The organism is Aestuariivita boseongensis (assembly GCF_001262635.1).
Lineage (GTDB): Bacteria > Pseudomonadota > Alphaproteobacteria > Rhodobacterales > Rhodobacteraceae > Aestuariivita > Aestuariivita boseongensis.
Genome location: NZ_JXYH01000043.1, coordinates 14,592 through 34,641 on the forward strand (window position 1 = coordinate 14,592; position 20,050 = coordinate 34,641).

Annotated in this window: 22 protein-coding genes; 15 read left to right on the top strand and 7 right to left on the bottom strand. The window is 63.2% G+C overall.

Features of this window, described 5'->3' with window-relative positions:
• The first annotated feature begins 175 nt into the window (after positions 1-175).
• Positions 176-421, top strand: coding sequence for an EF-hand domain-containing protein (locus tag TR61_RS14840; RefSeq protein ID WP_050931330.1), 246 nt, complete (start codon positions 176-178; stop codon positions 419-421).
• Between the two features lie 164 nt (positions 422-585).
• Here TR61_RS14840 and TR61_RS14845 read toward each other — a convergent pair whose 3' ends face one another.
• Positions 586-2,136 (bottom strand): trimethylamine methyltransferase family protein, encoded by a 1,551-nt coding sequence (locus TR61_RS14845; RefSeq protein ID WP_050931309.1) that lies wholly within the window; start codon positions 2,134-2,136, stop codon positions 586-588.
• 374 nt (positions 2,137-2,510) lie between these two features.
• Between TR61_RS14845 and TR61_RS14850 the strand changes: the two genes are divergently transcribed.
• Complete coding sequence (locus TR61_RS14850) at positions 2,511-3,032, top strand: porin (protein ID WP_157440934.1); 522 nt, start codon at positions 2,511-2,513, stop codon at positions 3,030-3,032.
• Positions 3,033-3,098: 66 nt separating this feature from the next.
• On the opposite strand, the gene TR61_RS14855 is transcribed toward TR61_RS14850, so the two are convergent.
• Positions 3,099-4,271 (bottom strand): pyridoxal phosphate-dependent aminotransferase, encoded by a 1,173-nt coding sequence (locus TR61_RS14855; protein ID WP_050931311.1) that lies wholly within the window; start codon positions 4,269-4,271, stop codon positions 3,099-3,101.
• A 238-nt stretch (positions 4,272-4,509) separates the two neighbouring features.
• Here TR61_RS14855 and cysS point away from each other — a divergent pair, with 238 nt between their 5' ends.
• The 4 genes from cysS (at position 4,510) to TR61_RS14875 (ending at position 9,203) form a co-directional block, all read left to right on the top strand.
• Positions 4,510-5,880, top strand: coding sequence for a cysteine--tRNA ligase (gene cysS, locus TR61_RS14860; RefSeq protein WP_050931312.1), 1,371 nt, complete (start codon positions 4,510-4,512; stop codon positions 5,878-5,880).
• A 238-nt stretch (positions 5,881-6,118) separates the two neighbouring features.
• Positions 6,119-7,732 (top strand): citramalate synthase, encoded by a 1,614-nt coding sequence (gene cimA, locus TR61_RS14865; RefSeq protein ID WP_050931313.1) that lies wholly within the window; start codon positions 6,119-6,121, stop codon positions 7,730-7,732.
• Positions 7,732-8,442, top strand: coding sequence for a class I SAM-dependent methyltransferase (locus tag TR61_RS14870; RefSeq protein WP_050931314.1), 711 nt, complete (start codon positions 7,732-7,734; stop codon positions 8,440-8,442). The genes cimA and TR61_RS14870 overlap by 1 nt, the downstream gene beginning before the upstream one ends.
• Positions 8,439-9,203 carry a squalene/phytoene synthase family protein gene (locus TR61_RS14875; protein WP_050931315.1) on the top strand — a complete coding sequence of 255 codons (765 nt, stop codon included), beginning with the start codon at positions 8,439-8,441 and terminating at the stop codon, positions 9,201-9,203. Before TR61_RS14870 ends, TR61_RS14875 begins: the two co-directional genes overlap by 4 nt.
• A gap of 72 nt (positions 9,204-9,275) precedes the next feature.
• Here TR61_RS14875 and TR61_RS14880 read toward each other — a convergent pair whose 3' ends face one another.
• The gene (locus TR61_RS14880; protein WP_050931316.1) at positions 9,276-10,499 is read right to left on the bottom strand and encodes an MFS transporter; all 1,224 of its coding nucleotides are present in this window, start codon (positions 10,497-10,499) and stop codon (positions 9,276-9,278) included.
• 75 nt (positions 10,500-10,574) lie between these two features.
• On the opposite strand from TR61_RS14880, the gene TR61_RS14885 reads away from it, so the two are divergent.
• The 3 genes from TR61_RS14885 to TR61_RS14895 are packed head-to-tail and all read left to right on the top strand — an operon-like array spanning position 10,575 to position 12,606.
• Positions 10,575-11,321: a precorrin-6A/cobalt-precorrin-6A reductase gene (locus TR61_RS14885; RefSeq protein WP_050931317.1), complete on the top strand. Its 747-nt coding sequence runs from the start codon at positions 10,575-10,577 to the stop codon at positions 11,319-11,321.
• The gene (locus TR61_RS14890) at positions 11,312-11,944 is read left to right on the top strand and encodes a DNA-3-methyladenine glycosylase family protein (protein WP_050931318.1); all 633 of its coding nucleotides are present in this window, start codon (positions 11,312-11,314) and stop codon (positions 11,942-11,944) included. Before TR61_RS14885 ends, TR61_RS14890 begins: the two co-directional genes overlap by 10 nt.
• Positions 11,941-12,606 carry an alpha/beta hydrolase gene (locus TR61_RS14895; protein WP_050931319.1) on the top strand — a complete coding sequence of 222 codons (666 nt, stop codon included), beginning with the start codon at positions 11,941-11,943 and terminating at the stop codon, positions 12,604-12,606. The genes TR61_RS14890 and TR61_RS14895 overlap by 4 nt, the downstream gene beginning before the upstream one ends.
• 83 nt (positions 12,607-12,689) lie before the next feature.
• Here the strand turns inward: TR61_RS14895 and TR61_RS14900 are convergent, their stop codons facing one another.
• Positions 12,690-13,271, bottom strand: coding sequence for an rRNA large subunit pseudouridine synthase E (locus TR61_RS14900; protein WP_050931320.1), 582 nt, complete (start codon positions 13,269-13,271; stop codon positions 12,690-12,692).
• A gap of 212 nt (positions 13,272-13,483) precedes the next feature.
• Here TR61_RS14900 and TR61_RS14905 point away from each other — a divergent pair, with 212 nt between their 5' ends.
• From TR61_RS14905 to TR61_RS14920, 4 genes are all read left to right on the top strand, one after another.
• A complete protein-coding gene (locus TR61_RS14905) occupies positions 13,484-14,068 on the top strand; it encodes an HNH endonuclease (protein WP_050931321.1) in 585 nt (194 codons plus the stop codon).
• Between the two features lie 44 nt (positions 14,069-14,112).
• The gene (locus tag TR61_RS14910; RefSeq protein ID WP_050931322.1) at positions 14,113-14,691 is read left to right on the top strand and encodes a YqaA family protein; all 579 of its coding nucleotides are present in this window, start codon (positions 14,113-14,115) and stop codon (positions 14,689-14,691) included.
• Positions 14,688-15,146, top strand: a complete 459-nt coding sequence (locus tag TR61_RS14915) for a disulfide bond formation protein B (protein WP_050931323.1) — start codon at positions 14,688-14,690, stop codon at positions 15,144-15,146. Before TR61_RS14910 ends, TR61_RS14915 begins: the two co-directional genes overlap by 4 nt.
• Positions 15,147-15,280: 134 nt before the next feature.
• Entirely contained in the window at positions 15,281-15,769 is a 489-nt protein-coding gene (locus TR61_RS14920; protein ID WP_050931324.1) for a hypothetical protein, read from the top strand.
• A gap of 28 nt (positions 15,770-15,797) precedes the next feature.
• Here TR61_RS14920 and TR61_RS14925 read toward each other — a convergent pair whose 3' ends face one another.
• A complete protein-coding gene (locus TR61_RS14925; RefSeq protein ID WP_050931325.1) occupies positions 15,798-16,223 on the bottom strand; it encodes an Lrp/AsnC family transcriptional regulator in 426 nt (141 codons plus the stop codon).
• Positions 16,224-16,335: 112 nt separating this feature from the next.
• Here TR61_RS14925 and rocF point away from each other — a divergent pair, with 112 nt between their 5' ends.
• Positions 16,336-17,256: an arginase gene (gene rocF / locus TR61_RS14930; RefSeq protein WP_050931326.1), complete on the top strand. Its 921-nt coding sequence runs from the start codon at positions 16,336-16,338 to the stop codon at positions 17,254-17,256.
• Between the two features lie 13 nt (positions 17,257-17,269).
• A complete protein-coding gene (locus TR61_RS14935) occupies positions 17,270-18,313 on the top strand; it encodes an ornithine cyclodeaminase (protein WP_050931327.1) in 1,044 nt (347 codons plus the stop codon).
• 125 nt (positions 18,314-18,438) lie between these two features.
• Here the strand turns inward: TR61_RS14935 and bmt are convergent, their stop codons facing one another.
• A complete protein-coding gene (gene bmt, locus TR61_RS14940) occupies positions 18,439-19,458 on the bottom strand; it encodes a betaine--homocysteine S-methyltransferase (RefSeq protein ID WP_050931331.1) in 1,020 nt (339 codons plus the stop codon).
• 96 nt (positions 19,459-19,554) lie between these two features.
• Positions 19,555-20,050, bottom strand: a 496-nt coding sequence (locus TR61_RS14945) for a TetR/AcrR family transcriptional regulator (RefSeq protein ID WP_050931328.1), incomplete at its 5' end; no start/stop codon positions are given.

The window sequence follows — 20,050 nt, forward strand, 5'->3', positions numbered from 1 at the left end:
GACCGAAATTGCCCCTTTTTCGGCGGCACCCCGCGCAAGGGGCCCAAATCCATCGGCAGACAACGGCGCGGGGCGAAAAATACCCGGCCAGGCCATGGACGCGATGCGCCACAATTCCGTCATATTCAGAGAAGGCAACGAGCATACGCCTTCTTCGCAAACCTTGGAGGAAGACATGAAACATATCGTACTGACTGTCACAGCCGCACTTGGCCTGGCGTTGCCCACAAGCCTGCTGGCCGCCACCGAAGCGGATACCAATGGCGACGGCGTTCTGACCATCGACGAAGTTCAGGCCCTTTACCCCGACATCACGGTCGAGCAGTTCACGGCGATGGACGTCAACGCCGACGGCGCGCTGGACGATGACGAAGTCGTCGCCGCCCAGGAAGCGGGCATGATGCCTCCTACCGAAGGCTAACACTCACGGATTGAAAACGGGGCATCCCCCGAAACGGGGGGCGTCCTGCTGGGTGGGGCTGCCGGGCAGTGTGCCTGCTGCGCGGTATCCCGACCGGGGCTGCGGCGTCCGATCTTCCCTAGGGTCGGGCGCCGCTTCCTGTTCTGGCCTGTCCCCGGCGGGGATCAGGGCGCCAGGTGGATCTTGAAGCGTGCGCGGATCTGCGCGTCGACCATCGGATCGAACCGCGCTTCTGCGCGTTGCGCCAGGATCTCTTCCTTGCGCGCGGTGGCCTTGGCCACCAGATCGGGCTTGCCGACCTCGGCCCATTCCTTGGGCGATGTCCGGTCACCCAGGGCGGGATAGACGTAATCACATTGCATCCGCGCCAGGGTCTGGCTGGTGCCCAGGTAATGGCCCGGCCCGCCCAGACAGACCTCGCGCATCTGATCCAGCGCGATGGTTTCGTCATTCACCTCGATCCCGCGCACCACGCGCATGGCATGGCCGATCAGATCGTCGCCCAGGATCAGGGATTCGTGGCAGAACCCAAGAAGCGAGGCATGCATCCCCGCCGCCTCATAGATCATGTTCACCCCCGCAAGCCCTGCGGTGACATTGGTGCACATCATCTCCCAGCCGGCCTGCATGTCGGGCAGTTTGCTGTCGGCCCCGCCTGCGGCTGCCCCGCCGGGCAGGCCATAGAACTGGTGCATCTGCGCGCAGCCGGCCGTCAGCAAGGCCTGTTCTGCTGATCCGATCGACATTGCGCCCGTGCGCAGGTCCAGACCAAAGGGCCAGGTGCCGAAAATCGCGGGATGTCCGGGGCTTATGGCGTTTACATAAACCAGACCGGCCAGGCATTCCGCCGTGGCCTGTGTGATGGCCCCGGCCACCGTCGACGGGGTTGTGGCCCCGGCCATGCCCGCGCTCAGCAGCAAGACGGGCATGCCGCCTTGAATGCAGGCCTCCATCACCTGGCAGGCCTCGGTGGCGAATTTCATCGGCGGCACGACGAAGCAGTTCGAATTCGACACGAAGGGCCGCGCGCGCCACTGCGCCTCGCCGCCCGCGATCATGTGCAGCAGCTCCAGCGCGTCCGGAACGAAAGCCGGTTCGGTGAACGAGGTGCCCACATGTTTCTTGGTACCCGAACAGCAGGCATAGACCGTGTTCAGGTCCATCTCGCGATTGTCGGGGATATCGCGCGCCACCATCGGGCGCTGGACAAAATGCACATTGTCCAGCTGATGCGCGATACGCGCCGCATCATGCAGATCCTGCAGGGTGCTGTCGCGATAGGTCTGGTTTGTCACATCTACCAGCGACACGGCCGCACCAGCGGTGCCGTAATGTGTGCGTGTGCCGTTCAGATGCAGGTCATAGGCCGGATCGCGCCCGCACAGGGTGATATCGGTGCAAGCCTTTGCCAGCGCATCTTCGACCATGGCGCGCGGAAAGCGCAGCCGCCCGTCTTCGCCCAGAATGGCTCCGGCCTGGGTCAGAATGGCAATGCCGCTTTCGGGCGCATCGGCCAGGCCGATGGTTTCAAGCGCCTCAAGCGCTGCGTGATGGATGCGCTGGATATCGGCGTCGCTCAAGGGTTTGTAACTGCCGCCGCTCAAACCGGGCCGGATCGGGCGCAGCGCGTCGGGCAGGGAGGCAGCCCTGGCGGCACGGCGCGCGGCACGGCCGCCACTGCGGGATGTCACGGGGGTATTGGATTGGTCTGTCATGGAAAGGCCCTGTCTGGAGAAATTGCGAATGCGTCAGACAGACACTGGTCGCCCCCGCGCGGCACGGCCCCGCTCCGCACCGATTGTGCGGATCACAAGCGCTATCTTGCAGGATTCGTGCTGCATCGCTCCTCCATCTGCGGGAATGATGGCCTGACTTGCTGGCCCCCGCTGTCCTGTTTGCGACCGATGTCGTTTTTGAACGTTCCGCCCGAAAATCCGGCACTCAGGGGCGCAAGAGCGGATTTCCGGCAACAGACCGCCGGTTCAACATGGATAAGTTGAAAACGCCTTTTGCAGCGATACGTTAGAATTGTATGATGGGACAAAACGCCCGAAAACGGGCACACCCTCGTGAGGCTAGGAGTAACATGATGAAACAGAAGATTTTGGCAGCCGCCGCAGCAAGCCTGTTGGCCGCAACCCCCGCGTTGGCAGATGGCGAATGGACCGGATTTTATGCCGGTATCGGCATCGGCAATCTGGATGTGGATACCAACGTCGGCCTGTCCGAAGACGACCGCGCCTATGGCGTCCATGCCGGCTACCGGTTTGACATGGGCCAGTGGGTTGTTGGCGGAGAACTGGAACATGACACCGCGGATTTCTCGCTCGCACCGGGCGTGACCGTCGACAATGTCACGCGTTTGAAGGGCACGGTCGGCTATGACACTGGCATGGCGCTTGTCTATCTCGCCTTGGGTGCTGCGGATGTCGATGTCGGCGGCGTGGGTGATGACACCGGCGAATTCTACGGCATCGGCCTGGCCTACCAGCTTTCCCCGCGTGCCGAGATCAGCGCCGAAGTGCTTGAGCATGATTTCGACAATATCGGCGGCTCGGGCATCAATGCGGATGCCACCAGCGTGAATTTCCGCGCTTCCCTGCGGTTCTGAGCCTGACAACTGCACCAAGAACGCCCGCCTGAAAACGCAATCAGGCGGGCGTTTTGCATTTCGGCTCTATTGTGCCTGTTCCGCCGCAAAAGAGCACAGCGTCTCAAGCGCTTGCAGGAACGCCTCGTCCCCGACCGTCATCGCCACGCGGATGTGACCCGCCGCCGCCTGCCCAAAGCTTTCGCCCGGCATGACCGCGATCTTGTGAGTATCCAGAAGCGCATTGGCAAACGCATCCCCGCTCATCCCCGTGGCGCGGATATCCAGCATCAGATACATCGCCCCCTGGCTGGGGATCGGCACCACCGTGTTCTGCGCCGCCAGCACCTCCTGCGCCAGATCGCGCCTGCGCCGGAACGGGGCGGCGATCTTCTCTTCCAGTGCCGTGCCCTGATCCAGCGCGAAAATCCCGGCCTGCTGAATGAACCCCGGCACGCCATAGGTGGTGTTCAGCGCCAGCGTGATCATGTGATCCACCACCTCTTCCGGCCCGACGACCCAGCCCAGCCGCGACCCCGTCATCGCATGGCTTTTCGACATCGACCCGATGACCAGCGTGCGGTCGGCCATGCCGGGCAGGGCGCGCGGGCTCAGATGCTCACCCTCCCAGACCTGCGTGTCATAGACCTCGTCCGAGATCAGCCACAGATCGTGATCCCGGCACACCCGCGCCACCCCCTCCAGCGTCTCGCGGGCATAGACCACGCCGGTCGGGTTGTTGGGCGAGTTGATCAGCAGACAGCGCGCGCCCTCGGCTGCCTTGTCCAGATCCTCGGCCCGCGGCTGGAACGCATCGCGGGACCGGGTCTGCACCGCCCTTGGCACAGCACCCACGCTCCGGATCGTACCGGGATAGGTGGCGTAATAGGGGTCTATGTAAAGCGCCACATCGCCCTCGTCACACACCGCGTGATGCGCGGCGAAAAGCGCGGCTTGCCCGCCCGGCGTGACCATGACGTTCTCAGGCCCGGTGGGTACACCCGTCCGTTCGCTGACCCGCGCGGCAACGCGCTCGCGCAGGGCGCGCACACCGGGGATCGCGGCATAACCCGTGTGCCCTGCGCGCGCCGCGGCATCCATCGCGGCCAGGATCGTCGGATCGGTGCGGATGTCATGCTCCCCGATGGTCAGCTCCACCACCGGCTCACCCGCAGAAACCATCGCGCGGGCACGGTTGAACACGTCCCACCCGTCTGATCCCCCGCCGGTCAATGTCGATATCCTGCGCGACAGCTCCATGACGCCCTCCAAATAACCTGGGCCGACAGGGGCAGAGCCGCCCCGTTTTGTCAATCCGACGCCCCCGCTCTTGGCGCATCGAGAAAACCGTGCTAATCGGATCCCATGACCAACCGGACCTGCATCATTATCTGCTGCATTCCCTGCTGAAATTCTCAGCGGGCCGGTTTCTCATATTCCCATCACGGATAAGACTTGCTAGGCCCGCGCCACCCGCGCCGCGTAAGGAGCCTTTGCAATGGTTCAGATCAAACTGACCAACACCAAGACCCGGAAAAAAGAGGTCTTTACCCCGCTCGATCCCGAAAACGTGCGGATGTATGTCTGTGGCCCCACGGTCTATGACCGCGCGCATCTGGGCAACGCGCGACCCGTGGTGGTGTTCGATGTGCTCTACCGGCTGCTGCGCCATGTCTATGGGGCCGACCACGTGACGTACGTGCGCAATTTCACCGACGTGGATGACAAGATCAACGCACGCGCAGCCGAAAGCGGGCGGCCCATTGGCGACATCACCGCCGAGACGACGCAGTGGTTTCTCGACGATATGGGCACGCTGGGCGCGCTGGAGCCCGACCACATGCCGCGCGCCACGCAATACATCCCGCAGATGGTGGCGATGATCGAAACGCTGATCGCGGATGGCCATGCCTATGCGGCGGAAGGCCATGTGCTCTTCTCCGTCGACAGCTACAAGGCCTATGGCAAGCTGTCGGGCCGCTCCGTCGATGACATGATCGCCGGTGCAAGGGTCGAGGTCGCGCCCTACAAGAAAAACCCGATGGATTTCGTGCTGTGGAAGCCGTCGTCAGACGATCTGCCGGGCTGGGACAGCCCGTGGGGCAGGGGACGGCCCGGTTGGCATATCGAATGCTCCGCCATGGCCAAGGAACTGCTGGGCGACCGTTTCGACATCCACGCGGGCGGCAATGACCTGATGTTCCCGCATCACGAGAACGAAATCGCGCAAAGCTGCTGCGCCAACCACACCGATGAGATGGCGCAGGTCTGGCTCCATAACGAGATGCTGCAGGTCGAGGGCAAGAAGATGTCCAAATCCCTGGGCAATTTCTTCACCGTGCGGGATTTGTTGGATCAGGGTGTCCCGGGCGAGGTGATCCGGTTCGTGTTTCTCGGCACGCATTACCGCAAGCCGATGGATTGGACCGAGAAGAAGCGACAGGAGGCTGAGGCGACGCTGAGGAAGTGGTATCGTCAAGCCGCTGACGCGCTCGACAATATCGAACCCTACGGGCCGCTGTTGGAAGCGCTCGGCGATGATTTGAACACTGCTGGTGCCATTGCAGAGTTACATCAGCTTTCGCACGCGGATAACTCGCCCTATCTGAGGTCCAGTCTTCGTCTGCTTGGTTTGATGGAAAACGGCATTCCGGCTTGGGCCAAACATGAAGACTTTGATCTTTCAGCGTTTGAGCGAATGCTGTTTGAAGCAAGGCAAAAAGCACTCGAAAGCAAGGATTTTTCAGACGTTGATCGAATTAAATCAGCGCTGATTGACGCCGGCGTGGAAATTCGGATGTCGAAGAGTGGCGTTGATTTGATCACGGCATCAAACTTCGACCCATCCAAACTGGAGGCTCTGAAATGACCCTCCAGAATTTCTGTTCCGCCCGGGCCTGCCCCGGGCCGCGCCCGAACCTTCCCCCGGGAGGGCGCATGTTTGACCGCACGCACCGAACCCGCGTTCGACAGAGCAACGACGCCTCGCATCATTCAAACGCAGTATGCGCCCACCCAGGCTCGGGCGCGACCCTTCTCAACTCAAACGCATTTTATTCAAATTTTTCAGAATGTTTCGCGCGCGAAACATTTTGCGGAAGGCTCCCATGACCCGCGAACGCCTCTATCTCTACGACACCACCTTGCGGGACGGGCAGCAAACCCAGGGCGTCCAGTTCTCCACCGACGAAAAAATCCAGATCGCCCAGGCGCTGGACAAACTGGGCGTCGACTATATCGAAGGCGGCTGGCCCGGCGCGAACCCCACCGACAGCGCGTTCTTCGACGCGGCCCCCAAAACGCAAGCCAAAATGACCGCCTTCGGCATGACCAAACGTGCGGGCCGTTCCGCGGAAAATGACGACGTGCTGGCCGCCGTGATGAACGCTGGCACCGCGTCGGTCTGCCTTGTGGGCAAAACCCATGTCTTCCACGTGGACGAGGCGCTGGGGATCTCCAATGACGAAAACCTCGACAACATCCGCGCCTCCATCGCCCATCTCACCGCGCAGGGGCGCGAGGCGCTCTTTGACGCCGAACATTTCTTTGACGGATACAAGGCCGACCCCGATTACGCCACGGATTGCCTGAAAGCCGCCCTCGACGCGGGTGCCCGCTGGGTCGTTCTATGCGACACCAATGGCGGCACCCTGCCGGAGGAAATCCACCGCATCACCGCCGCCGTCATCGCCGCGGGCATCCCCGGCGACCATTTGGGCGTTCACACCCATAACGACACCGAAAACGCCGTCGCAGGCAGCCTCGCAGCTGTGGACGCCGGTGCGCGCCAGATACAAGGAACCCTCAACGGGCTGGGCGAGCGCTGCGGCAATGCCAACCTCACCTCCCTGATCCCGACGCTTCTGCTGAAGGAACCCTATGCCAGCCGCTTTGATACCGGTATCAGCCTTGAGGCGCTCCAAGGCCTCACCCGGATCAGCCGGATGCTGGACGATATCCTGAACCGCGTCCCCATGCGCCAGGCCCCCTATGTGGGCGCCGCGGCCTTCGCTCATAAGGCGGGGCTACATGCCAGCGCGATCCTGAAAAACCCGGCGACCTACGAACATATCGAACCCGCCCGCGTCGGCAACGCGCGCATCATCCCGATGTCGAACCAGGCGGGCCAGTCGAACCTGCGCAAACGCTTGGCCGATGCGGGCCTCGATGTTGCGCCCGACAACCCGGCCTTGGGCCGTATACTCGACCTGATCAAAACGCGCGAGGATCAGGGATATTCCTATGACACCGCGCAGGCCAGTTTCGAACTGCTCGCCCGCGAGGAACTGGGCGAGCTGCCCGCGTTTTTCGAGGTCAAACGCTACAAGGTCACGGTCGAACGGCGGAAGAACAAGTATAACCAGATGGTCTCACTGTCGGAGGCTGTCGTGGTCGTGAAAGTCGATGGCGAAAAGCGCCTGTCGGTCAGCGAATCCCTTGATGAGGCAGGCAGCGACCGTGGCCCGGTGAACGCGCTGGCCAAGGCTTTGGCCAAGGATCTGGGCCGCTATTCCGAGGTGATCGACGACATGCGCCTTGTCGACTTCAAGGTCCGCATCACCCAAGGCGGGACCGAGGCCGTCACCCGCGTCATCATCGACAGCGAAGACGGGCAGGGCCGCCGCTGGTCCACCGTGGGCGTCAGCGCCAACATCGTCGATGCGTCGTTCGAGGCGCTTCTGGACGCGATCCGCTGGAAACTCATCCGGGATGTGCGCTGATGGAGGCGTTCTTTCACATCCATACCGACCTGCCGCGTGAAGGGCCAGGCGATGACGAAAGCCAAGCTTGGGCGCTTGCGCAGATCGACCTGCCGGAAAGCCCGCGCATTCTGGACGCAGGCTGCGGCCCCGGCGCCGATATCCCCGGCCTTCTGGCCCACAGGCCCAAAGCGACGATCGATGCGCGCGACACCCATGGCCCTTTCATCGACAGGGTAAAAGCGGCCTACAAAGACGACCCGCGCGTGATGGCCAGCACAGACGATATGGCCACGCCCGACGGGACATACGACCTGATCTGGTGTGCTGGAGCGCTCTATTTTCTGGGCCTTTACACAGGCCTGTCAGGCTGGCGCGACCACCTGACGGATAATGGGGCGGTGATCTTCTCCGAACTCAGCTGGACAGGTGCGCCCGTCAGCGATCAGGCGCGCAACTTTTGGGCCGCGTATGAAGCCATGCAGGATTGGCAAGGGGTGCTCGCCGATACAGATCGTGCAGGCTACCGCGTTCTGGCCCACCGGTATCTGCCCCGCGCGGCCTGGGCCAGTTACTACGACCCTCTGCAAGCGCGCATCAACCAGTTGCGCGCAGCAGAGCCGGATGCAGACCTCACCCAGGCGCTGGATGCCGAACAGGCGGAAATCGACCTCTGGCGCGCCCATGGCGGAGAATATGGCTATCTCCAGGTCGTGGCGGTGCCGGAATGACCCTCACCGCCTGCGCACAACTCGTCGAACGCGGCGATCCCGACCGGTTCCTTGCCACCATGGCCGCGCCCGTTTCGGCGCGAAACGTTCTCTTCCCGCTTTATGCCTTCAACCTGGAAGTGGCCCGCGCGCCCTGGGTGACCGAAGAAACCATGATCGCCGAGATGCGCCTGCAATGGTGGCGCGACGCGCTGGAAGAAATCGCCAGGGGCGGTCCGGTGCGCAAGCACGAGGTCACAACCCCGCTGGCCGCGATCCTGCCGCACGCCACGGCTGAAAAGCTCGACACGCTCGTGGCCGCCCGCCGCTGGGATATCTACAAGGATCCCTTCGAAGATCAGGCCGATTTCGACCGCTATATCGACGAAACCTCGGGCAACCTTCTGTGGGCCGCCGCCACAACGTTGGGGCAGGCCGACGAGACCACGTTGCGCGATCTGGGATATGCCCAGGGCGTGGCCAACTGGCTGCGCGCCATCCCCGATCTTGAGGCGCGCCAGCGCATCCCATTGCTGGATGGCACCGCGAAAGGCATCGCGGCGCTGGCCGACGCCGCGCTAACGCGCCTGCGCAGCGCGCAGGCCAACCGGCACAAGATCTCACCCGCCGCGCGCCCTGCGCTTCTGGCCGCGTGGGAGGCCAAAGCCATCCTCACCCAAGCCGCCCGATCACCGCAGCGCGTGGCCGAAGGCACCCTGGGTCAAAGCCCCGCGCGCAAACGGCTGAGCCTTATGGCGCAGGCCGCCACCGGGCGCTGGTAGCCCCTTCTTCTTGCTGAAAATACGGAACACAACGCGGGCCCCAGGCGCAGCGCCGATGATACAGCGCAGCCCTTAAGCCTCTGCCGATTTCGGACGCATCACCAGCCAGATCAGCGACCCGCCCGCCAGCGTCAGCAAGGGCACCATCGCCAGGTTCACCGCTGTCCACCCCTCGACCGGGGTGCTGCCCGAACAGTTCATCAGCCCGCCCGAGGCCAGCGAGGCCACCGTCACGCCACCAAAGACGATCAGGTCGTTCATGCCCTGCACCCGGCCGCGTTCATGGGGCGCATGGGCCCCGGCCAGCATTGTGGTCGCGCCGATAAAGCCGAAATTCCACCCGATCCCAAGAAGCACCAGCGCGATGAAGAAATTGCCCAGCTCAACCCCGTTCAGCGCAACAACGCCCGCGGCGGCCAGAATGGCCAGACCCGTGCCCACGATCTTTTCGACGCCGAAACGCGCGATCAGATGGCCGGTGAAGAAAGACGGCGCGAACATCGCCAGCACATGGGCAGTCACCACGTTCGACGCATCGGCCACCGCGAAACCGCAGGCCACCACCGCCAGCGGTGTGGACGTCATCACCAGGTTCATCAGCGCGTAAGACACCATGGCACAGATCACCGCCACCGCGATGCGCGGGGTCATCAGCAGCTCTTTGCGCGACCGGCCCCTGGGCGCGTCCACAGAGGGAACCGGCGGTTTGGGAATATCCAGCAGGAAAAACAGCGCAACCCCAACCACGTTCAGCGCCATTGCCGCCAGATAGGCCGGGAAGAACCGCATCACGGTCGCATCGGCCGACCCGCTGGTCAGATAGGACACCAGCTGCGGGCCGATAATGGCCGACAGAAGACCGCCCGCCATCACATAGGAAATCGCCTTGGGCCGGAACGCCTCCGACGCGGTGTCGGCGGCGGCAAAGCGGTAAAACCCCTGCGCGGACATATAGATACCGGTCAGGTAACTGCCTGCGACGAACAGCCAGAAATTCTCAAGCGTCAGCGCATAGCCCGAGATACCGGCCCCCACGAACCCGCCAAGCGCACCCATCATGAAGCCGGTGCGGCGGCCAAAGCGCTGCATCACCGCGCTCAGCCAGGGTGCGGTGGTCATGGACCCGAACACAATCAGCGAGATCGGCAAAGTGGCAAGACACGCAATGGGCGTCAGCTGTTGCCCAGCCAGCCCGCCGATCACGAAAATCATCGTGATCTGAGATCCAAGAAAGGCCTGCGCGGCAACCAGAACGGCCACGTTGCGCTTGGCTTTGGTATCGTCGATTGTTGTCATGTGAACGGCTTAAACCTGAATATCGGGCGACACAAGCCACTTGCGTCTGCGAGGCCGCGGCGTAAGGTCCGGCCCATGACGACCGTGCCTCATCTTCTGTTGCTGGCGGGCTCAGGCGAGGCGCGCAAGCTGGCCCAAAGCCTGGCCGGCGGCCCGCTGCGGGTCACAGCATCTCTCTTTGTCACTGATCATTGGTCCGGGCCCTTGCCGGTGCCCACACGCCATGGCGGCTTTGGCGGCGAGGAAGGGTTCCGCGCCTTCCTGAAAGAGCACGGCATCACGGCGGTGCTCGATGCCACCCATCCTTTCGCCGCGCGCGTCTCCGCACGCAGCTGGCGCATCTGCAACGAGATGGGTCTGCCCTATCTCCAGCTTGACCGGCCTGAATGGGAGCCGGGGCCGGGCGATCGCTGGACCGAGGTGGCAACGCCGGAAGAGGCCGTGGCGCTGACCAAACCCGGCTCGCGCCATTTCGTCACCACCGGGCTGGAAAGCTGGGCCGCGTTTCGCGGCGCGACAGATCGCAGGTTCTTTTTCCGCAGCCTCAGCGGCACCACGCCGCCCGAAGATCTGCCGCATATCTGCCTCGTGCCGGGGCGCGGGCCGTTTTCCGTCGAACACGAATACCGGCTGTTCGAGGATCTTCACCTTGATGGTCTGATCTGCAAGAACGCCGGCGGCAGCGTCAGCCGCACCAAGCTGGAGGCCGCCCGCGCGCTGGATATGGACGTGATCCTGCTGCGCCGTCCGGAGCCCTCCGGCGCGCCGCTGGTGCGTGATGTGGCCGGCGCGCTTGAATGGGTGGACCGGACATGCCCATAGGTCGGGTGATCCGGTCCGACGCCTGCGTGGCGGAAGGGGCGGCCTGGCTCGCGCAGTCCGACCCGCGCTTTGCCCGCGCGCTTGCCGAAACAGGCCCCCTCCCGCTCAGGCTGAAACCGGACGGCTTCGCACAGCTTCTCTCGGCGATTGTCAGCCAGCAGGTCAGCGTGGCTTCGGCCAATGCAATCTGGGGGCGGATGCGCGCGGCCGGTCTGACGGGGCCTCGCAAGATCATGTGGGCCAGCGACGAGGATCTGCGCGCCGTCGGCCTGTCGCGCCAGAAAATCCGCTATGCTCGCGAACTGGCCGCCGCGCGCATCGATTACCGTGCGCTGCGCGAGGCCCCCACCGACGAGGTGATCGCCACCCTTGTCACGGTGCCCGGCATCGGCATCTGGACGGCGGAAATTTACGCGATGTTCAGCCTGGGCCGCGCCGATGTCTTCGCGCCGGGCGATCTGGCCTTGCAAGAAGCCGCCCGCATCCTTTTTGATCTGCCCGAAAGACCGAAGGACCGGGCGCTGCGCGCTATGGCCGAAGACTGGTCGCCCTGGCGATCGGTTGCCGCGCGGCTGCTCTGGGCCTATTACCGCGTGGCGAAAGACAGGGAAGGCATCCGATGACACGAGTACTCAATGCATTGCGCAAGGACCCCCAATCGGGCAGCACCCGGTCGGTCGTGGTGTTCCTGCATGGCTATGGCGCGAATGGGGCCGATCTTCTGGGCCTGGCCGATCCGCTGGGCGAACATCTGCCCGATACGCTGTTCGTGGCCCCCGACGCGCCCGAACAGATCCCCGGCATGCCCTGGGGGTATCAGTGGTTTCCCATCCCCTGGATCGACGGGTCGTCCGAAGAAGAGGCCGCGCGCGGCATGGCGGCGGCGGTGGATGATCTGAACGCCTTTCTGGATGCGCTGATGGTCGATGAAGACGTGCTGCCCGAACAGGTGGTTCTGTTCGGCTTTTCGCAGGGCACAATGATGTCGCTGCATGTGGCCCCGCGCCGCGAAGACCCGGTGGCCGGCGTGGTGGCCTTTTCGGGCCGGCTGCTGGAGCCTGACCTGCTGGCCGATGATGTGGTCAGCCGCATGCCGATCCTTCTGGTGCATGGGGATGCCGATGACGTGGTGCCGCCGCAATCGCTGCCGCAGGCGGCCGAGGCGTTGCAGGAGGCGGGCTTCAAGGAGGTCTATGCCCATATCATGAAGGGCACCGCCCATGGCATCGCGCCCGACGGGTTGAGCGTGGCGCTCGCTTTCATGCGCGACAAGCTGAGCCTCTGACCGGGGCAGGGGGCGCTGCCCCCTCTTGGCCCAGGGGCCAATTCACCCCCGCCGGTATTTGAAAAGAGAAGAAGACGGGTGCGTCAGGGCCGCCGCCCGCGCCGGAGCGTGTCGGGCGAGACATGCTGCCATGTGCCTGTGGGAATGTTTGCCAGCGTGTATGGCCCGATGGCCCAGCGGATCAGCCTGAGCGTGGGATGGCCCACATGGGCGGTCATCCGGCGGACCTGGCGGTTGCGGCCTTCGGTGATGGTCAGTTCGATCCAGGTGTCGGGGATGGATTGGCGCACGCGGATGGGCGGCGTGCGGGGCCAGAGCCAATCGGGTGCGCCGATGATCCGGGCCTTTGCGGGTTTGGTGCGCCCGTCTTTCAGCGTGACGCCCTGTTGCAGCGCTTTCAGGGCGGCGGCGTCCGGGATCCCTTCGACCTGTGCAAGATAGGTCTTGGGCAGTTTGAAGCGCGGGTTCGAGATCTGGGCCTGCAGCTTGCCGTCATCGGTGAGCAGCAAGAGCCCTTCGCTGTCGCGATCAAGACGGCCTGCCGGGTAAACGCCTTTGACGTCGATGAAATCCGACAAGGTCCGGCGCGGGGAGCCTTCGGTGCCCTTGTCGGTGAATTGCGACAGCACGTCATAGGGTTTGTTGAAGGCAATCAGCTGGGTCATGGGCATCACGCTTGCCCCAATCGGCGCGCTGCCGCAAGGCCGCTGCTTATGTCATAGGCACGTTACAGCGCTATTTTACGCCTGCGGCAAACATGCACATAATGGGGCTTGCCGCATTAAGGCTACGATATATAGTTGTGGATAAGCTGGGGCGGGGAACCCCGCCTTGGTGCCAGGAGAAACGGGCAGACAGGGCGAGGGTGGACTCGAACATGGACGGCGATTTCAGGACGGAATTTGTACGCGAACCCGGGGCGTTAAAGCAGCATCCCGCGCTGGTGCTGAATGCCGATTACCGCCCCTTATCCTATTACCCGCTGTCGCTGTGGACCTGGCAGGATGCGATCAAGGCGGCCTGGCTGGACCGGGTGGATATCGTGGCCGAATATGACGAGGTGGTCAGATCTCCCAGTACGGAGATCAGGATCCCCTCGGTCGTCGTTCTGAAAGACTATGTCAAACCTCAAAAGCGCGTGGCCTTCACGCGCTTTAATTTATTTCTGAGGGACGAATTCCGCTGCCAGTATTGCGGCGCCAAGGGCGAACTGACCTTTGACCATGTGGTGCCGCGCGCCAGCGGGGGCGTGACCAGTTGGCAGAACGTGGTGGCCGCCTGTGCGCCGTGTAACCTGCGCAAAGGGTCGAAATCGCTGCATCAATCGGGGCTTGCGCTGCGCAAACCCCCGCGCCAGCCAGGCGCAGAGGAATTGCGCAACATGGGCCGGAAATTCCCGCCCAATTACCTGCACGAAAGCTGGATGGATTTCCTTTATTGGGATGCCGAGCTTGACGCCTGAGCCTGCCCGTGCTTGACCCGGCCTGACGAGGCAAAGGCAGGCATATGATCCGCAAGCTGTACGACTGGACCATCTCGATGGCCGATCATCCACGTGCGTTGTGGGTTCTGGCCTTTGTGGCGTTCATCGAAAGCTCGGTCTTTCCGATCCCGCCCGATGTTCTGATGATCCCTATGATACTTGCCGCGCCCCATCGCGCCTGGCTGATTGCTGCTGTGGCTTTGGTGTCATCGGTGCTGGGCGGCATGCTGGGTTATGCCATCGGGTATTTCGCCTATGACAGCATCGGACAACCCGTGCTGGAGGCTTTGGGCAAAGGCGACGCGATCGAGGCGTTCAACACCCGTTTCAACGATTTCGGCTTCTGGGCGGTGCTGACGGCAGGGGTGACGCCGTTCCCCTATAAGGTCATCACGATCATGTCCGGCTGGACCGGCATGCCCCTGGGCACCTTCATCGCCACATCGATCCTGGCGCGGGGCCTGCGGTTTTTCATCGTGGCGGGGCTTCTGTGGAAATACGGCGCGCCCATCCGCGACTTTATCGAACGGCGTCTGGGCTTGATGTTCACATTGTTCATCTTTTTGCTGGTGGGCGGATTTTTTGCAGTGGGACTGCTATGACACGACAGTTTTATGTGATCCTCGCCGCGGGCGGATCTGCGGCATTGCTGCTGGGGGCGTTTGCGTTTCAGCATATCGGCGGCATGGCGCCCTGCGCCTTGTGCATCTGGCAACGCTGGCCACATGCGGTGGCGATCGCGCTGGGTTTTCTGGCGCTGGCTTTGGGCGGCACGGCTTTTGCCTGGCTGGGCGCGCTGGCGGCGCTGACCACGGCGGGGATCGGGATTTACCACACCGGGGTCGAACGCGACTGGTGGGAAGGCCCCACGACCTGTTCGGGCGGCGATATCGGGTCGATGAGTTCGGGCGACCTGTTCAACCAGATCATGGCGGCACCTCTGGTGCGCTGCGACGAGGTTCCGTGGGAGATGCTGGGCCTGTCCATGGCCAGCTGGAACGCGGTTGTGGCACTGGTGCTGGCCGCGCTGTGGGTGAAGGCGGCGCGGACGGTGTAAGGGCTGTCGGCGTTTCATCCGGAGCGGTCCGGGTCGGGAAACAGAAACAGACCTTCCGGATCGCAGTCACCGGCCCTAGTCTGAAACCTGTCAGGCCGTTGCCACCGCGACGGCACCTCGATAAGCGGGAATTTATGAGACTATATGTCGACGCCAAACAGACCGACCCAAAATTGATCGGCTGGAACAACGGGCTGAATTACGGCCAGATGTCCCGGTTCCAACCGAACCAGATTTTCCATTATGCGATGGTGTTTTCCCGGGAAGAGTTCCTTGCGCGGTTTTCAGAGATGTTTGCGAGGCAGGCCGCCGAATTCAAACGTATCGACGCAGAAGACGGGGATGAGCCGACAGCGTTTTCCGTCTTTGACTACGGCTCGCTTGAGCATGCGTTGCAGCATGGTCAGGCGCTTTATGAGTGTTTCGACGATCACATGATGACCGACGCTGTCCTGCCGCATCTTTGGCCGGGCGGCGGTGAAGGCAGACTGATCATCAATTCCCTGGATCGGGTGGAGGTGTCATCGGGGCAGGGCCGTGTCATTCTGGAGGGGCGCGGGTGGAATGGCCGGGTGGGGGAGATGCCGTCCGAAGACTGGTTGAACGGACAGGCCTATGATTGAACGCGGTGCGGCCTGTCCGCTGCGTCCGTCACCCGGCTTTCCGTGTGCTGAGTAACAGGGACGTCTCGCTGGTGGCGACCCCGTCGAATTTGCGGATTTTGCTGAGCGCGCCATCCAGCGCCTCCAGCGTTTCGGTGCCCAGTTCCACGATCAGGTCCCAGCGGCCGTTGGTGGAATGGACCGCGCGCACCTCGCTGAGGCCCTGCAACTGCCGCACGATCCGATCTGTGCCGCGCCCTTCGATGCCCAGCATCATCAGTCCGCGCACCGGATCGCGCAGCGTATCTTCGCGCAGCACCACCGAAAAGCCCAGGATATCGCCGGTCTGCTGAAGCCGGTCCAGCCGCACCCGCACCGTGGTGCGCGACAGCCCCAGTTCCTGCGCCAGATCCGACAGCGACGCGCGTGCATTGCGGCGCAGCGCTGCGATCAGGCGTTCGTCCGTTTTGTCCATAAGTGTTATTCGTTATGATCAATCATAAGGCGATTTGAGCAAAATGAGGGGTTAAAAGCAACGCAAATCGATCAGATATCTGGACCTGATCCTGAACATTCCGAGTTGAAACATGTCCGATATCATTCTGATTGGCGCCCCCGTGGACAGCGGCAAGCGCCGGGCGGGCTGCCTGATGGGGCCCGATGCCTATCGCACTGCGGGTCTGGCGCGCGCGCTCAGCGATCTGGGCCATAAAGTCAAAGATTGGGGCAACCTGAGCCCTGCCGATCACCGCCCCGACGCGCCCGATGCCAAGGTCCATGCGCTGAACGAAACCATCGGCTGGACGCACCGTCTGGTGCGCGCGGGCGAGGAAGCCGCCGCCAAGGGCGTGCCGGTCTTTCTGGGCGGCGATCACGCATTGTCTTTGGGGTCGGTCGCAGGTGTGGCGCGCCACGCAGCGACCGTGGGACGCCCGCAATTCGTGCTATGGCTTGACGCGCATTCCGACTTCCACACACCCGAAACCAGCGAAAGCGGCAATCTGCATGGCACGCCGGTGGCCTATGTCACAGGGCGCGGCGGCTTTGCGGGTTTTCCGGAACTCACGGCTCCGGTCGCGGCTGAGAACGTCTGCATGATCGGCCTGCGCTCGGTCGATGCGGCCGAACGCGCGATGCTGGAGCCCACCGCCATCCACCGCCACGACATGCGCGAGATCGACGAGACCGGGATCGCCCAGCCTTTGGCGGCTTTTCTGGAGCGCGTGCGGGAGGCCAACGGTCTGCTGCATGTCAGCCTGGACGTGGATTTCCTTGATCCGCAGATCGCGCCCGCTGTGGGCACCACAGTGCCCGGAGGCGCCACGATCCGTGAGGGCCATCTGGTGATGGAGATGATCCATGACAGCGGGCTGATGACCTCGATGGATCTGGTAGAGCTGAACCCGTTTCTGGATGAACGCGGGCGGACGGCCCAGGTGATGGTGGATCTCTGCGCCTCGGCCTTCGGGCGGCGGGTGTTTGACCGGCCCACACGGGCCTATGCATAAGGAGGGCGCGACCATGCAACCATCAGACAAGGCATTGGTGCCCTTCGTGTCGGTCGATCATATGATGCAGCTGATCCATCGCATTGGCGTGCATGAGATGCTGAAGGGATTGGCCGACTATATCGAAGCCGATTTCAAACGCTGGGAGCTTTTCGACAAAACCCCGCGCGTGGCCTCCCATTCCGCGGAAGGGGTGATCGAGCTGATGCCCACCTCGGATGGGGAGGTCTATGGTTTCAAATACGTCAACGGCCACCCCAAGAACACCCGCGACGGGCTGCAGACGGTCACGGCCTTTGGGCTTTTGGCGGATGTGGGCACGGGATATCCGGTGCTCTTGTCGGAAATGACCATGCTGACGGCGATGCGCACGGCGGCGACATCCGGCCTTGTCGCGAAATACCTCGCGCCGAAGGGGGCCAAGACGATGGCCATGATCGGCAACGGTGCGCAATCGGAATTCCAAAGCCTTGCGATGCAGGCGATTGCCGGAATTGAACGCGTCCAGATGTGGGATATCGACCCGGCGGCCACCGAAAAGGCCGTGCGCAACCTGACCGGTTCGGGCCTGCAGGTCGTGGCCTGCGCGTCCGCCGAAGAGGCGATGGAGGGCGCTGAGATCATCACCACATGCACGGCTGACAAGGCCTATGCCACGATCCTCAGCGACAACATGGTCGGCCCCGGCGTGCATATCAACGCGATCGGCGGCGATTGCCCGGGCAAGACCGAATTGGCCCCCGGTATCCTGACGCGGTCGGATGTCTTCGTGGAATACCCGCCCCAGACGCGGGTTGAGGGGGAAATCCAGCAGATGGATCCCGATTTTCCCGTGACCGAGCTTTGGCAGGTGATGACGGGGCAGGCGCCGGGCCGGACGTCCGCCAGCCAGATCACGCTTTTTGACAGTGTGGGCTTTGCCATCGAGGATTTCAGCGCCCTGCGTTACGTGTGCGACCAGCTGGAGGGCACGGGGCTTTACCACGATCTGGACCTGTTGGCCGATCCGGATGATCCGCGCGATCTGTTCGGCATGCTTCAACGCGCAAAGGCATAGGGGGTATTTGCGAGGCTCTGCCTCGCGCTCCGGGAGTATTTGGGGCCAGAAAGAAGCCAGAGAGCGTGTTGCTGCTTCTTTCTGGCTCAAAATACCCCAATACAACAGCCGTCGCTTGCGCGCGCTCAGCCGCGGCGGCGCCGTCCCCGACGTTCGCGTTGCGGCGCCCCCTCGTCATCGCCTGTGCCGTCGCTGGCCGAGGAGAATGCGCCCAGCTTGGCCACGATCTCTTCCAGCGCGGGGGCGGCCCCCTTGGGACGTGTGTCCAGCGCCTCGCGCATCAGGCGCAGGTGGTCGGGCATGGTGCCACAGCAGCCGCCGACGATCTTTGCGCCGGAATTGCGGGCCATCTCGGCGTAATCGGCCATCAGTTCCGGCGTGCCGTCGTAATGGATATGGCCATCGACATATTTCGGGATGCCCGCATTTCCCTTGGCCACGATGGGCCGTTCTGTGCCCTGAGCGGCAAAGCCCAGAACCGTGCGCAACAGATCCGACGCACCGGTGCCGCAATTGGCCCCGAAGGCCAGCGGCGGGTTGGGCAGGTCTTCGACCAGTTTCACCATCCCGTCCGAGGTCACGCCCATCATCGTGCGGCCTGCGGTGTCGAAACTCATTGTGCCGACCCAGTTCATGCCCGCCAGCGCAAAGGCCTCTGCCGCCGCGCGGTATTCTTCGGGGGCCGAGATCGTCTCGAGCCAGGCCACATCCGCGCCACCTTCTTTCAGACCATCGGCCTGTTCGTGAAACATCTCGACCGCCAGCTCGTGGCTGAGGCTGCCCACAGGCTCCATGATCTCGCCCGTGGGGCCAACCGATCCGGCGACCACGATCTTGCGGCCCGCCTTGTCGGCCACTTCGCGGCCCAGTTCGGCACCCACGCGGTTCAGCTCACGCACGCGCTTATGCGCGTCGTGCAGCTTGAGGCGCGAGGCGTTGCCGCCAAAGGTGTTCGTCAGAAACAGATCGCTGCCCGCATCGACCGATCCCTGATAGAGGGCGCGGATCTTGGCGGGTTCATCGGTGTTCCACAGCTCGGGCGCGTCGCCGGACATCAGCCCCATGTTGAACAGGTTCGTGCCTGTCGCCCCATCCGCGAGGATCACGTCATGGGTGGCGAGCATTTCCGACAATGCGTCTGTCATGGTTTTTTCCTTGAATGCATGCATGTGCCCGTTTGGCAGCAAGCCCGGTTTTGTGCAAATGGATTTCTTTCAACACGATTATGAGGGGCGGGCCAATCACTCGTCCGGGCGGATCAATCCCAGCCCGCGCAGATAGATGCCGATGCCGGTTTCCAAGAGATCCTCGGGCGGGAAGGGGGATTGGGTCCCGGGAGAGTTGCGGGCGAACAGTTCGACCACGCCGTGGCTCATCGCCCAGATATGGGCGGAAAACATCGACGCCGGGGGGCGTTTGTCTTCGGGGATGTGTTTGGAGAGATCGGTGGCAGCCAGTTCCAGCACGCCGCGCGCGCGGGTGGCCGCTTGGGCCAGTTCCGGTGTGCGGTTCACGGAAATCCCGCTTTCGAACATCGAAATGTAGTGCCCTGGATATTTGCGCGCAAAGGCCAGATAGGCGCGGCCCGTGGCCTCGAACGCGGCTAGGGCCGAGGGTTGGCCGCTGTCATAGGCATATTGCATGAGGTCCGCGAAGATCTCGTATCCTTGCCGGGCGGCCTCGGCGATCAGATCCTCACGCCCCTCGAAATGGCGATATACGGCGGCAGGCGTCACG

Excerpts from the sequence above, each read along its gene's own strand:
- TR61_RS14840 (WP_050931330.1), top strand. The coding sequence starts at position 176 with ATGAAACATATCGTACTGACTGTCACAGCCGCACTTGGCCTGGCGTTG.
- TR61_RS14845 (WP_050931309.1), bottom strand. The coding sequence starts at position 2,136 with ATGACAGACCAATCCAATACCCCCGTGACATCCCGCAGTGGCGGCCGT.
- TR61_RS14850 (WP_157440934.1), top strand. The coding sequence starts at position 2,511 with ATGAAACAGAAGATTTTGGCAGCCGCCGCAGCAAGCCTGTTGGCCGCA.
- TR61_RS14855 (WP_050931311.1), bottom strand. The coding sequence starts at position 4,271 with ATGGAGCTGTCGCGCAGGATATCGACATTGACCGGCGGGGGATCAGAC.
- cysS (WP_050931312.1), top strand. The coding sequence starts at position 4,510 with ATGGTTCAGATCAAACTGACCAACACCAAGACCCGGAAAAAAGAGGTC.
- cimA (WP_050931313.1), top strand. The coding sequence starts at position 6,119 with ATGACCCGCGAACGCCTCTATCTCTACGACACCACCTTGCGGGACGGG.
- TR61_RS14870 (WP_050931314.1), top strand. The coding sequence starts at position 7,732 with ATGGAGGCGTTCTTTCACATCCATACCGACCTGCCGCGTGAAGGGCCA.
- TR61_RS14875 (WP_050931315.1), top strand. The coding sequence starts at position 8,439 with ATGACCCTCACCGCCTGCGCACAACTCGTCGAACGCGGCGATCCCGAC.
- TR61_RS14880 (WP_050931316.1), bottom strand. The coding sequence starts at position 10,499 with ATGACAACAATCGACGATACCAAAGCCAAGCGCAACGTGGCCGTTCTG.
- TR61_RS14885 (WP_050931317.1), top strand. The coding sequence starts at position 10,575 with ATGACGACCGTGCCTCATCTTCTGTTGCTGGCGGGCTCAGGCGAGGCG.
- TR61_RS14890 (WP_050931318.1), top strand. The coding sequence starts at position 11,312 with ATGCCCATAGGTCGGGTGATCCGGTCCGACGCCTGCGTGGCGGAAGGG.
- TR61_RS14895 (WP_050931319.1), top strand. The coding sequence starts at position 11,941 with ATGACACGAGTACTCAATGCATTGCGCAAGGACCCCCAATCGGGCAGC.
- TR61_RS14900 (WP_050931320.1), bottom strand. The coding sequence starts at position 13,271 with ATGACCCAGCTGATTGCCTTCAACAAACCCTATGACGTGCTGTCGCAA.
- TR61_RS14905 (WP_050931321.1), top strand. The coding sequence starts at position 13,484 with ATGGACGGCGATTTCAGGACGGAATTTGTACGCGAACCCGGGGCGTTA.
- TR61_RS14910 (WP_050931322.1), top strand. The coding sequence starts at position 14,113 with ATGATCCGCAAGCTGTACGACTGGACCATCTCGATGGCCGATCATCCA.
- TR61_RS14915 (WP_050931323.1), top strand. The coding sequence starts at position 14,688 with ATGACACGACAGTTTTATGTGATCCTCGCCGCGGGCGGATCTGCGGCA.
- TR61_RS14920 (WP_050931324.1), top strand. The coding sequence starts at position 15,281 with ATGAGACTATATGTCGACGCCAAACAGACCGACCCAAAATTGATCGGC.
- TR61_RS14925 (WP_050931325.1), bottom strand. The coding sequence starts at position 16,223 with ATGGACAAAACGGACGAACGCCTGATCGCAGCGCTGCGCCGCAATGCA.
- rocF (WP_050931326.1), top strand. The coding sequence starts at position 16,336 with ATGTCCGATATCATTCTGATTGGCGCCCCCGTGGACAGCGGCAAGCGC.
- TR61_RS14935 (WP_050931327.1), top strand. The coding sequence starts at position 17,270 with ATGCAACCATCAGACAAGGCATTGGTGCCCTTCGTGTCGGTCGATCAT.
- bmt (WP_050931331.1), bottom strand. The coding sequence starts at position 19,458 with ATGACAGACGCATTGTCGGAAATGCTCGCCACCCATGACGTGATCCTC.